Source organism: Streptomyces sp. PL-25 (assembly GCF_058344915.1).
This window is the reverse complement of the sequence record NZ_CP136997.1, coordinates 7,276,685-7,288,570: the sequence shown is the minus strand read 5'-3', so window position 1 is coordinate 7,288,570 and position 11,886 is coordinate 7,276,685. Positions and strand designations below refer to the sequence as shown.

Sequence of the window (11,886 nt, the reverse complement as noted above, 5' to 3'; positions counted from 1 at the left end):
CCTTCCGACCTCGCGTCACCGGGCCGGTACGGTGCGTATTCAATCCGTGAGGGGTGCACGCACATATCCCCCACGAGTCCTTCACCGATCATGCACCTTCGGCCAGCGGGCGTTCCGGGCGCCCGGCCGGGGGCAGACGTGGCGCCCGCCGCGTGCCTAGCCTCCCGGGCCATGCGATCACCTCTGATGCGCCGCTTCGGCCTCGCCACGGTCCTCGGTCTCGCCCTCGCCGTCTTCGGCCTCGCCCCCAGCGCGAGCGCCGATCCCGCGCCGGCCTCCCTGACGTTCGCCACCGACACCGCCTCCACCACGCCCGGTGGCACGGTCCAGTTGTCCATGACGCTGACCAACAACAAGACGTACGACGTCCTCTTCGTCCATCAGACGATCGACCCCACCTGGCTGACCACCCAGCGCCCGGACCTCAAGTACAGCTTCACCGGGTGCAGCCTCGCCACGGCCACCGGCAGCACGCCCTGTTCCGGCACCGGACCGGCCGACCTGGGCGGCAACTACGGCGCCACCGTCCCGCCGGGTCAGAGCCGCACCGTCACCCTCACCCTCCAGGTCGCCGCGGACTCGGGCTGCAACGGCGACATCGGCTTCTACTCGTACTACTACGCCGAGTTCAGCGACAGCACCAACAGCAGCGGCGGGCCCGTCTACACGCCCGAGACACGGGTGAACTGCGCCTGACGCCCCGCCGCGGGGACCGGATTTCGGCCCGGGGCGAAGCGGGCGCCGCGACCCGGATGCGCGGCGCGCGGACCGGCGGGCCTGACCCGGCCGCCGGTCCGGGCGCCGCCCGCCACCTGGGACCCGGCCGGTCCGGGCGCCGCGCGTCCGGACCGGCCGCGGCGCCCGCGGCGGCCGCGCGCGGACCGCGGCCCGACCGGCGAGTCCCTGCCGATTTTCCGTCAGGACCCGGCACACGGCTCCATCAGGCACACAAACCCTTCACCATATGACGCGACGGATGCGTCGACGGCCGGTGTCCGAGGGGGGCACCGGCGTCACGCGAGGGGCCGCGCCCGCTCCACAAGAGCCGCGCCGCCCCTGCCGGGGGGAGAGGACCTCACCGCATGAAGCGGACCATACGCACGACCGCGCTCACGGTCGGCGCGCTCGTCGCCGCGCTGGGACTGCCCGCAGGGGCCGCCCACGCCGACGGCACCGCGCCCCGCGTCGACCTGCGGACCCTGATCGTGAGCGACGGCGGCCCGTCCACCGGCGCGATAGCCGCCGAACTCGACGCGGCCGGCACGCCGTACACGGAGATCGACCTGACCCAGGCCGGGAGACCCGTGATCGACGCGGCCTTCCTCGCGGACACGGTGGACGGCCGGCCGCGGGCCAGATTCCAGGCCGTCGTCCTGCCCGACGACAACCCGTTCCCGGCGAACTCGCCCGAGATGGCCGCGCTCGCCGCCTACGAGAAGACCTACGGCGTCCCGCAGGTCGACGCCTACACCTACGCCCGCCCCCAGGCCGGGCTCCAGCTGCCGACCGCCGGCGGCTACTCCGGCAGTGTCGACGGGGTCGAGGCCCAGGTGACGGCCGCAGGCAAGGCGGGGCCCTTCGGCTATCTGTCCGGAGCCGTGCCCTTCGAGGACAACTCCCCCACCGTTGCCGAGAGTTACGCCTATCTCTCCCAGCCCGCGGCCGGCGCCGACTTCACGCCGTACGTGGACGCCCCGATCCCCGGGCAGTCGGGGCGGCGCGGCTCGCTGGTGGGCGAGTACCGCCACGACGGGCGGCGCGAACTGGTGGTGACCTTCGTCTACAACCAGTACCAGCAGCAGTTCCGGCTGCTGGCCCGCGGCATCGTGGAGTGGATGACCGGCGGTGTGCACCTGGGCGCCTCGCGCAACTACTTCGCCGTGCACGTCGACGACGTCTTCGCCGCCGACGACCGCTGGGACACCCAGCTCAACTGCACGCCCGGCGATGTCGACTGCCCCATCGGCCAGGGCACGCCCGACCCGATCCGCATGACCCCGGCGGACGTCGACTACGCCACCTCCTGGGAGCAGAGCCACGGCTTCACCTTCGACCTGGTCTACAACGCGGTGGGCAGCGACGACGAGCGCGCCGACCACAACGGCGCCGACCCGCTGGCCGACAGGCTGATCGCCGACCGCGACCGCTTCCGCTGGGTCAACCACACCTACACGCACGCCTTCCTCGGCTGCAAACAGGATGTCTCGGTGGTCCCCTGGACGTGCGAGACCGACCAGGACGGCGCCACCGAGTGGGTCAGCCGGCAGGACATCTCCGACGAGATCTCCGTCAACCGGGCCTGGGGGCAGAAAGCCGGGCTGCCGCTGGACAACACGGAGCTGGTCACCGGCGAGCACTCGGGCCTGCGGGTGCTGCCGCAGCAGCCCGACGACAATCCCGGCCTGGCGCCCGCCCTCGCCGACAACGGCGTCACCTGGCTCGCCTCGGACAACTCTCGTGACCCCGAGCAGCGCCGGGTCGGCACCGCCACCACCGTCTCGCGCTACCCGATGAACGTCTTCTACAACGCGGGCCGGGCCGGCGAACAGGTCGACGAGTACAACTGGCTCTACACCAGCCGCGCCCAGGGCGGCAGCGGCATCTGCGAGGACAACCCGGCCACCACCACCTGCCTGCCGGCCCCGCTGGACACCGCCACCGGCTACGCGGACCACATCGTGCCGCTGGAGACCCGCATCGCCCTCGGCCACGTCCTCGCCAACGACCCCAGGCCGCACTTCGTCCACCAGTCCAACCTCGCCGAGGAACGCATCGCCTACCCGGTCCTGGACGGCGTGCTCGACGGCTACCGCGCGCTGTTCGCCGACGACACCCCGCTGGTGAACCTGCGGATGGCGGACATCGGCGCCGAGATGCAGCGCCGCAGCGCCTGGCAGTCGGCCCTGCGCGCCGGACAGGTCACCGCGTACCGGATCGGCGACACGGTCACCGTGTCCGCCCCCGACGGGGTCGACGTGACCGCCACCCTGCCCGCCGGAACCACCCTGGCCGGAGAGGACTTCGGCACCGCCTACGCGGGCGCCCGCTCCGGCTGGACCGCCTCGGCGGGGCAGCCGCTCGCCTACTCCCTGCCCGCCTCGGCCCCGGCCGCCCCCGCGTCCCCGGCCGCACCCGGCACCACCGTGACCGGACCGGTCACCGCACCCGCCCCGCACGCCCGGATCCCCGCGGGCGTGACAGCCAGGAGCGCGCCCACCACAGCGCACTGAACGGCGCACCGAAACGGTCCCGGCCGCGACCCAGCGGCCGGGACCGGCACTGCCACCCCACACCTCGGCCGTGGAGCACACCTCGATGCACGTTCACCACGGCGCACGCGACTCCGCCCCCGCGCGCGTCACCCTGCTCACCGAAGGCACCTACCCGCACAGTCACGGCGGTGTCAGCGTCTGGTGCGACCAGCTCGTCACCGGCATGCCCGATCTGGCCTTCGACGTCCTCGCCGTGACCGGCACCGGCCGCGAGCCGCTGGTGTGGGAACTGCCCCCGCACGTCGGCAGCGTGCTGTCGGTCCCGATGTGGGGCAGCCCGCCCGGCGGACGGCCGCCCCGCGGCCGTGCGCGGCGGCAACTCACCGCCGACTACGAGCGGTTCCTCACCGCACTGCTCGACCCGGGCGCCGAGGACGGCTTCGCGCCCGCGCTGCACGCCCTGGCACGGGCCGCCGCCGCGGGCACCCTCGGCCCGTTCCTGCGCGGCGACCGCGCGGTCTCCGTGCTGAGCGCCGTGTGGAACCGGCCCGGACTGGCGGTCCGGGAGGCCCGGCCCACCCTGCACGACGCGCTGACCGCCACCGGGCTGCTCGAACACGCGCTGCGTCCGCTGGCCGCGCCGCCGCCGCACACCGGGGTCGCGCACGCGGTCAGCGGCGGGGTGGCCGTCCTGCCGGGCCTCGCCGCGCTCGAACAGCACGGTGTGCCGCTGCTGCTGACCGAGCACGGCGTCTATCTGCGCGAACGTTTCCTCGGCTACCGCACGGCGCCCTACCGCTGGCCGGTCAAGGCGGTCGTCCTCGGCTTCTTCCGGCTGCTGGCCGAGGAGACCTACCGCAGGGCCGCGCTGATCACCCCGGGCAACCGCTACAACCGGCTGTGGGAGGAGGAGGGCGGCGCCGACCCGGAGGCGATCCGCACGGTCTACAACGGCGTCGACCCGGCCGCCTTCCCGCCGGCCGGACCCGAGCCGGAGGTGCCCACGCTCAGCTGGGCGGGCCGCGTCGACCCGATCAAGGACCTGGAGACCCTCATCCGCGCCTTCGCCCTGGTCCGGGCCGAACTGCCCGAGGCCAGACTGCGGTTGTTCGGCGGCACACCGCGCGGCGGCGAGGCGTACCGGGAGCGCTGCGAGGCGCTGGCCGCCGAACTCGGCCAGGGCGACGCCGTCCGGTTCGAGGGGCGCGTGGACGACATCAAGGACGCCTACGCCGCCGGGAACGTGGTGATGCTCTCCAGCATCAGCGAGGGCTTCCCGTTCACCCTGATCGAGGCCATGTCGTGCGGCCGGGCGACCGTCTCCACCGATGTGGGCGGCGTACGGGAGGCGGTGGGCGACGCCGGTCTGGTCGTACCGCCGCGCGACCCGGCCGCGATGGCCGCCGCCGCGCTGCGGCTGCTGGGCGATGCCGGGCGCCGCGCGGCGATGGGCGAGGCGGCCCGGCTGCGGGTGATCGAGCAGTTCACCCTGCGCCGCACCATCGAGACGTTCCGCTCCATCTACCTGGAGCTGTCGGCCTCCTCCGGGACGGCGACGGCGACAACAACGGCAGCGGCGGCGCGGGAGCGGACCGGATCACGGTGCGGCGCCGTTGCGGGCGCGCACCCGCTGCCCACCCGCTCCCCCCGCCGCGGGCGCCGGGAGCGTGGCCCTGTGAGCGGCCCCATGGCGCTGGAACCCGGCGGCGCCGAACAGGACACGCTGGCCCTGCGCCTGGCCGGGACCAGCAGGGTCCGCGCCCGGCGCGGCGACGACCGCACCCTCGCCCAGCGGCTGCCCCGGCTCGCGCCGGACGAGAGCGCGGTCAGCGCCCTCGCCGCCGACCTGTCCGACCGCGTGGGCCCCGCGGTCCACCCCTACGAGGTGGCCGCGCTGCTGGAGGCCGAAGGGCTGTCCGCCGACGTCATCCGGGACCGCTACGGCCATCCGGACCTGTTCTCGCTGGCCGCCGCGCTCTACGAACGGGTCCCCCGCAGCTTCCCCGAACCCGCCCCGGCGCCCGACCCCTGGCGCCCCGACCATGTGCGCTGCCTGCTGCGCGGTGTCCTGTTCGCGCTGCCCGGCCTGGCCTATCTCCTCACCGCGCCCCTGTGGTCCTCCGGCGGTTCCACCTCCCCGCTGGTGGTGGCGGGTGTCGTCTCCTGGGCCTGGGGCCAGGCACTGGGACACCGCGCCCATCTGCGGATGACCGCGGGCCGCCGGGAGGCCGGACGCACCCTGCTCGCCGGGGCCCCGCCGGGCGCGCTGCTGGCCACGGCCGCCGCCGCTCTCGCGGCCGGCGGCAAGGCGGTGCTCTGGGTGGCGGCGGCGCAGTCGGCGTACCTGGCGGCGGCGGGCGTCCTGCTGGTGCTCGCCCGCGAGCGGTGGCTGCTGGCCGCGCTCTCCCCGCTGATCGCCGGGGCGGCACTGCTGCCGTGGTGGGAGCCGGGCCCTGCGGTGCGGGCGGGGCTGGTGCTGCTGGCGCTGCTGGCCACGCTCGCCGCGACCGCCCGCGCCCTGCACGAGGTCTGCTCGGCGCCCGCCGGGACCGGCGGAACGCGCCCCCGCCCGGTGACCTCCCTGCCGTACGGCCTGTTCGGTCTGTCGGCGGCGGTCCTGGTACTGCTGGAGGGGCGGCTGCACCCGTACGCCGTGATCGTGCTGACCGTGAGCATGGGCCCGGCGGAGTGGCTGCTGTACCGCTACCGCGGCTGGTCGGTCGCGGCGCTGCGCCGGGCCACCACACCCGCCGGCTTCCTGCTGCGCTCGGCCGGGGTGCTCGGCTGCTGCCTGCTGGCCTATCTGCTGCCGCTGCTGCCCGCGGCGCCGCTGACCGGTGCCCCGCCCGCCGAACTGCTGCCGCTGGCCGCCGCGTTGTGGACGGCGCTGCTGCTCCAGGCGTTCGGTGCGGCCTGGCCGGCGGCCGCCGTCTGCCTGCCGGCCGCGGGCGGCGCCGGCGCGGTCACCGTGCTGCGGCTGCCGCCCGGGGCCGAGGCGCTCCCGCTGTGCTGCGGCGGCGCCGCACTGTGTCTCGCCGTGTGCGCGCTGTGTCTGCTGGGCCGTCCGGCCCCGCATCTGTGACCGGCCCGTACCGCGTCACCGCCCATCGCCCCAGCGGACGCGCCGCCGAGCGCCCGCCCCGAACCGCCCGACCTCCTGGAAAGGACACCGCGTTGACATCCGCACCGCTCGCCGCAGTCACCGGGGCCGAAGGCTTCATCGGCTCGCACCTGACCGAGGCGCTGGTCGCCTCGGGGCACCGGGTCAGGGCCATGGCCCAGTACAACTCCTTCTCCTCCTACGGCTGGCTGGAGACCCTGCCCGCCGACGTCCTCGACCAGGTCGACGTCGTCCTCGGCGACGTCCGCGACCCCGGCTCGGTGCGCGCCCTGCTCGACGGGGCCGACTGCGCCTACCACCTGGCCGCCCTCATCGCGATCCCCTACTCCTACCGGGCACCGCACAGTTATGTGGAGACCAATGTCACCGGCACCCTCAACGTGCTGGAGGCCGTGCGCGCCCTGGGCACCCCGAGGCTGGTGCACACCTCGACCAGCGAGACGTACGGCACCGCGCTCACGGTGCCCATCACCGAGGACCACCCCATCAACACCCAGTCGCCGTACGCGGCCTCGAAGGCGGGAGGCGACCGTCTCGCCGACAGCTACCACGCGAGCTTCGGCACCCCCGTGGTGACGCTGCGGCCGTTCAACACCTACGGCCCGCGCCAGTCGATGCGCGCGGTGATCCCCACCGTCATCGGACAGGTGGCGGCCGGAGCGCGCACCATCACCCTCGGCGATCTGCGCCCCACCCGCGACTTCACCTACGCGGCGGACACCGCGCGGGCGTTCCTCTCGGTCGGCACGGCACCGGCCGAACGGGTCGTGGGGCGCACCTTCAACGCCGGTACGGGCGGGGAGATCTCGGTCGGCGACCTCGTCGCGCTGATCGGCAAGGTGATGGACACCGCGCTCGACGTGCGCGCGGAGCCGGCCCGGCTGCGGCCCGCGGGCTCGGAGGTGATGCGGCTGGTCGCGGACGCGTCCCGGCTGGCCGGGGCGACCGGCTGGCGGCCCGCGCACACCCTGGAGGAAGGACTCGCCCGCACCGTGGAGTTCTTCCGCGAACCGGCCAACCTGGCCCGCTACAAGACCGGCATCTACAACATCTGACCGCCCGGCACATCCAGCACGTCCACGGAAGGAGAGGCTCCATGCATGCAGTGATCCTGGCGGGAGGCAAGGGCGTCCGGCTGCGGCCGTACACCACCGCGCTGCCCAAGCCGCTCGTGCCCATCGGCGACCAGCACGCCATCCTGGAGATCGTACTGCGCCAGCTCTCCACGGCCGGCTTCACCGGCTGCACCATCGCCATCGGCCACCTCGGCGAGATCATCCGCGCCTATGTCGGCGACGGCTCCCGCTGGGGCCTGGACGTCGACTACTCCGCCGAGGAGAGTCCCCTGGGCACCATGGGGCCGCTCCTCACCATCCGCGACCGCCTGCCGGAGAGCTTCCTCGTCATGAACGGCGACGTGCTCACCGACCTCGACTACGCCGACGTGCTGCGCCGCCACCGCGACTCGGGGGCGCCGCTGACCATCGCCACGTACGCCCGCAAGGTGCACATCGACTTCGGGGTGCTGACCACCGACGCCAGCAAGGTCGTCGCCTTCACCGAGAAGCCCAGCCTGGACTACAGCGTCTCCATGGGCGTCTACGGCCTGTCCCGGTCCACGCTCGGCGCCTACACGCCCGGCCTGCCGCTCGGCTTCGACGAACTCGTCCTCGACCTGCTGGCCGACGGACACCCGCCGCACGCCTACCAGTTCGACGGGTACTGGCTGGACATCGGCCGGCCCGACGACTACGACCGGGCCAACGCCGAGTTCACCACCCGCAAGCCGCTCCTGCTCAAGGGGGTCTGAGCCTCCTATGCGCATCCTCGTCCTGGGCCACACCGGCTATCTGGGACGCCATGTGTCCGGGCACCTGCGCGAGCTGCCGCGCGCACGGGTGCTCGGCGCCGGGCGCTCCCCCGCCGCCGGCGTGGACATCGACCTCTCCCGGCACACTCCGGACCGGGTGGCCGAGGCCGTCTCGGCGGCGGCGCCGGACGCCGTCGTCAACTGCGCGGGGGCGACCGGCGGCGACCCGGTCACCCTGGCCGAGGTCAACGCCCGCGGCCCGGCCGTGCTGGCCGCCGCGGTACGCGCGGCGGCACCGGCGGCCCGCCTGGTGCACCTCGGTTCGGCCGCCGAGTACGGCCCCGGCCGGCCGGGCCGGCGCACCACCGAGTCGGCGGCCACCCGGCCGCTCGGCCCGTACGGCGCCACCAAGCTCGCCGGCACGGTCGCGCTGACCTCCGCCGGACTCGACGCGGTGGTCCTGCGGGTGGGCAACCCGGTGGGTCCCGGCGCGCCGGCCACCGGGCTGCCCGGCCGGGTGACCGCGCTGCTGCGCGCCGCCGGGCAGGGCACCGGCACGGTCCTGCCGCTGGGCGACCTGTCGGCGTACCGCGACTTCGTCGACGTACGCGATGTCGCGCGGGCCGTCGCGCTCGCCCTCACCGCGCCCGGTCCGCTGCCGCCGGTGCTCAACATCGGCGGCGGCGAGGCCGTACCGGTGCGCACGCTGGTGCGGAAACTGGCGGACGCGGCCGGATTCCGCGGCCGGATCGAGGAGGACGCGGCCGGGTCGTCCCGCTCGGCGCGGGTGTCGTGGCAGTGTTCGGACATCACCGCCGCCGCCCGCGCCCTGGGCTGGCGGCCCGTCCACCCGCTCGACGCGTCGGTGGCCGCGCTGTGGGCCGCCGGTGTCCCCGCGCGGCCCGGCCCGGAAGGTGAGCGCGTCCCGTGAAGCTGCTGATCCCGCTCTATGTGCATCCGGCCGAGGACCCGGGCGCCTGGCACCGCCTCATCACGGCGGCGGCCCGCACCTACGCGGTCGTGCTCAACCCGGCCGACGGCCCGGGGAGCGGCCCCGACCCGGCGTTCGCCGCGGTGGCCGACGCGCTGCGCCGGGCCGGGGCCCGCCTGCTCGGCTACGCCGACACCGACTACGGCACGCGCGATCCGGCCGCGGTCGTGGACGACGTGCGCCGGCACCGCGACTGGTACGGGGCCGACGGCTGCTTCCTGGACCGGGTGACCGCGGCGCCCGCCGGACTGCCGGACTGCCGGCGCCTCGTGCGGTCGGTGCGCAGGCTCGGCACCGGCACGGTGGTGCTCAACCCGGGCGTGCATCCGGCGCCCGGCTACGCCCGGCTCGCGGATCTGACGGTCACCTTCGAGGGCCACTGGTCGGCGTACGTCTCGGCGTTCAGCCGTCCGGCCTGGGCGGCGCGGCTGCCGCCCGGCCCGCTGTGCCACCTGGTGTACGGCGTGCCCGAGGCGCTGGTGCCGCTCGCGGTGCGCACCGCACGCGAGCGCGGGGCGGCCGTGTGCGGGCCGGTGACCGGTGAGCCGCCCAACCCCTGGAGCGGTCTGACCCCGGCGCTGGCCGGGACGGACCGATGAGTCCGACCCGGAGAAGGCGATGAGAAGGACGACGAGGACGCTGCTGGCGTGCGCGGGCGCGCTGGCCGCGCTGGCGGTGCCGGGACTGACCGGCTGCTCGGCCCCGGACGGGAACGCCGGCGGGGCCCGGCCCTCCGGCCGGCCGCACCCCGCGCGCTGGCGGCCGGGGCCCGGCCTCGCCTGGCAGTGGCAGCTCGACGGGCGGGTGGACCCCTCGGTCGACGTGCCGGTCTACGACATCGACGGCTTCGAGAACACCGCGGCCGACGTCGCCCGGCTGCACCGGGCCGGACGCAAGGTGATCTGCTACGTCGACGTGGGCTCCTGGGAGAACTTCCGGCCCGACGAGAAGAGCTTCCCGCGGTCGGTGCTGGGCGCCGCCAACGGCTGGCAGGGCGAACGCTGGCTGGACGTGCGGCGGCTGTCCGTGCTGCGGCCGATCATGGAACGACGCTTCGACATGTGCCGCGACAAGGGCTTCGACGCGGTGGAACCGGACCTGGTGGACGCCTACTCCGACCACAGCGGCTTCCCGCTCACCGCCGCCGACCAGCTCCGCTACAACCGGATGATCGCCACCCTCGCGCACGCGCGCGGGATGTCGGTGGGGCTGAAGAACGATCTGCCACAGATCCCGCAGCTGGTCGGCGACTTCGACTTCGCGGTCAACGAGGAGTGCGCGCAGTACGGCGAGTGCGCGCGGCTCTCCCCGTTCGTCGCGGCGGGCAAGGCCGTCTTCCACGTCGAGTACAAGGAGCCGGTGGAGAAGTTCTGCGCGCAGTCCCGGAGGCTGCGGCTCTCGTCGATGCGGAAGAAGCTGGAGCTGGGGGTGTGGCGGCAGCCGTGCTGACCGGCGGCCCGGCGGGCGGCGGACGCGGGGCCGGCCGGTCCCCGCATCCGCCGCCGGCCCGTCCGCCGTCCGCCGTCAGGAGTCAGGCGTTCGCCGCCAGGCGTCAGGCGACCCGCACCGGCAGGCTGCGCGGCCCGCGGATCAGCATCCCCTCGCGCCAGGTGACGGCCGCCGGGTGGATGTCCAGGGCCAGGCCGGGGCAGCGGTCCAGCAGGGTGCGGAAGGCGATACGGGCCTCCAGCCGGGCCAGCGGTGCGCCCAGGCAGTGGTGGACGCCGTGGCCGAAGGCGACATGGCCGCGGGCGTCCCGGGAGATGTCGAAGCGGTCGGGCTCCGGGAAGCGCCGGGGATCCCGGTCGGCGTCGGCGAGTGCCACGAGGACCAGTTCCCCGCCGCCGGGGATCTCGGTGCCGCCGATGGTCACCGGTGCGGTGGTGAAGCGGTAGGTGGGGGTCTCCACCGGGCCGTCGTAGCGCAGCATCTCCTCGATCGCGGCGTCGAGCCGGGTGGGGTCGGCGCGCAGCGCGGCCAGTTGCCCGGGGTGGGTGAGCAGGGCGAGGACGCCGTTGGAGATGAGGTTCACGGTCGTCTCGTGGCCGGCGACGAGCAGCAGCCAGGCCATGCCGACCAGTTCCTCGTGGGCGAGGACGTCGCCGTTGTCGTCCGCGCCGTGGATCAGGGCGCTCATGAGGTCGTCGCCGGGGCGCCGCCGCTTGCCGTCCACCAGGTCCTCGATGTACCGGGCCATCGCCTCGGTGGCCGTCCTGCGGCGGTCGAGGCCGGTGGCGCCGATCGCGTCGTTCGACCAGGCGCGGAACGCCTCGCGGTCCAGGTCCGGGACGCCGAGCAGGTCGCAGATGACGGTGATGGGCAGCGGGAAGGACAGTGCCTCGACGAGGTCGACGCGTCCGCCGGGCGCGGCCAGCATCGCGTCGAGCAGTCCGTCGGCCGTCCGCTGGATCCGCGGGGCGAGTCCGGCCACCCGGCGCGGGGTGAACTCGCGGGCGACCAGGCGCCGCAGCCGGGTGTGGTCCGGGGGGTCCATGCCGAGCATGTGGGGGCCGGAGGAGGCCGATCTGAGGGGCAGTACGGGGGAGGCGTTGGCCCAGTTCTTGGAGAGCCGGGGGTCGGCGAGCGCGGCCCGCCCGGCTTCGTACCCGACGACGAGCCAGGCCTCGGCGCCCCCTTCGGGCATCCGTATCCGGTGCACCGGTCCGCGTTCCCGTAACCGGGCGTAGACCGGATAGGGGTCGCGGGTGAACGACTCGCCGAGTGCGGCGAGGTCGACGGTCTCCAAGGGGCC

9 protein-coding genes are annotated in these 11,886 nt (G+C 74.8%); 8 read left to right on the top strand and 1 reads right to left on the bottom strand.

Annotation, left to right across the window (positions count from 1 at the left end; genetic code table 11):
* Positions 1 to 171: 171 nt before the first annotated feature.
* The 8 genes from R4Z62_RS32160 to R4Z62_RS32125 all read left to right on the top strand — a co-directional run bounded on the left by R4Z62_RS32160 (position 172) and on the right by R4Z62_RS32125 (position 10,583).
* Complete coding sequence (locus R4Z62_RS32160) at positions 172 to 696, top strand: hypothetical protein (RefSeq protein WP_491521635.1); 525 nt, start codon at positions 172 to 174, stop codon at positions 694 to 696.
* Positions 697 to 1,082: 386 nt separating this feature from the next.
* Positions 1,083 to 3,230: a hypothetical protein gene (locus R4Z62_RS32155; RefSeq protein WP_491521634.1), complete on the top strand. Its 2,148-nt coding sequence runs from the start codon at positions 1,083 to 1,085 to the stop codon at positions 3,228 to 3,230.
* An 85-nt stretch (positions 3,231 to 3,315) separates the two neighbouring features.
* Positions 3,316 to 6,294 carry a GT4 family glycosyltransferase PelF gene (gene pelF / locus R4Z62_RS32150; RefSeq protein ID WP_491521633.1) on the top strand — a complete coding sequence of 993 codons (2,979 nt, stop codon included), beginning with the start codon at positions 3,316 to 3,318 and terminating at the stop codon, positions 6,292 to 6,294.
* Between the two features lie 92 nt (positions 6,295 to 6,386).
* Complete coding sequence (locus tag R4Z62_RS32145; protein WP_491521632.1) at positions 6,387 to 7,388, top strand: SDR family NAD(P)-dependent oxidoreductase; 1,002 nt, start codon at positions 6,387 to 6,389, stop codon at positions 7,386 to 7,388.
* Between the two features lie 41 nt (positions 7,389 to 7,429).
* Positions 7,430 to 8,143: a nucleotidyltransferase family protein gene (locus R4Z62_RS32140; RefSeq protein WP_026252860.1), complete on the top strand. Its 714-nt coding sequence runs from the start codon at positions 7,430 to 7,432 to the stop codon at positions 8,141 to 8,143.
* A 7-nt stretch (positions 8,144 to 8,150) separates the two neighbouring features.
* The gene (locus tag R4Z62_RS32135; protein ID WP_469498123.1) at positions 8,151 to 9,074 is read left to right on the top strand and encodes an NAD-dependent epimerase/dehydratase family protein; all 924 of its coding nucleotides are present in this window, start codon (positions 8,151 to 8,153) and stop codon (positions 9,072 to 9,074) included.
* Complete coding sequence (locus R4Z62_RS32130) at positions 9,071 to 9,733, top strand: spherulation-specific family 4 protein (RefSeq protein ID WP_491521631.1); 663 nt, start codon at positions 9,071 to 9,073, stop codon at positions 9,731 to 9,733. The genes R4Z62_RS32135 and R4Z62_RS32130 overlap by 4 nt, the downstream gene beginning before the upstream one ends.
* Before the next feature lie 19 nt (positions 9,734 to 9,752).
* On the top strand, positions 9,753 to 10,583 hold the full coding sequence (locus R4Z62_RS32125; protein WP_491521630.1) for an endo alpha-1,4 polygalactosaminidase: 831 nt from the start codon (positions 9,753 to 9,755) through the stop codon (positions 10,581 to 10,583).
* Positions 10,584 to 10,686: 103 nt separating this feature from the next.
* Here R4Z62_RS32125 and R4Z62_RS32120 read toward each other — a convergent pair whose 3' ends face one another.
* Complete coding sequence (locus R4Z62_RS32120) at positions 10,687 to 11,880, bottom strand: cytochrome P450 family protein (protein WP_491521629.1); 1,194 nt, start codon at positions 11,878 to 11,880, stop codon at positions 10,687 to 10,689.
* Positions 11,881 to 11,886: the final 6 nt, after the last annotated feature.

Excerpts from the sequence above, each read along its gene's own strand:
- pelF (WP_491521633.1), top strand. The coding sequence starts at position 3,316 with ATGCACGTTCACCACGGCGCACGCGACTCCGCCCCCGCGCGCGTCACC.
- R4Z62_RS32155 (WP_491521634.1), top strand. The coding sequence starts at position 1,083 with ATGAAGCGGACCATACGCACGACCGCGCTCACGGTCGGCGCGCTCGTC.
- R4Z62_RS32135 (WP_469498123.1), top strand. The coding sequence starts at position 8,151 with ATGCGCATCCTCGTCCTGGGCCACACCGGCTATCTGGGACGCCATGTG.
- R4Z62_RS32140 (WP_026252860.1), top strand. The coding sequence starts at position 7,430 with ATGCATGCAGTGATCCTGGCGGGAGGCAAGGGCGTCCGGCTGCGGCCG.
- R4Z62_RS32125 (WP_491521630.1), top strand. The coding sequence starts at position 9,753 with ATGAGAAGGACGACGAGGACGCTGCTGGCGTGCGCGGGCGCGCTGGCC.
- R4Z62_RS32160 (WP_491521635.1), top strand. The coding sequence starts at position 172 with ATGCGATCACCTCTGATGCGCCGCTTCGGCCTCGCCACGGTCCTCGGT.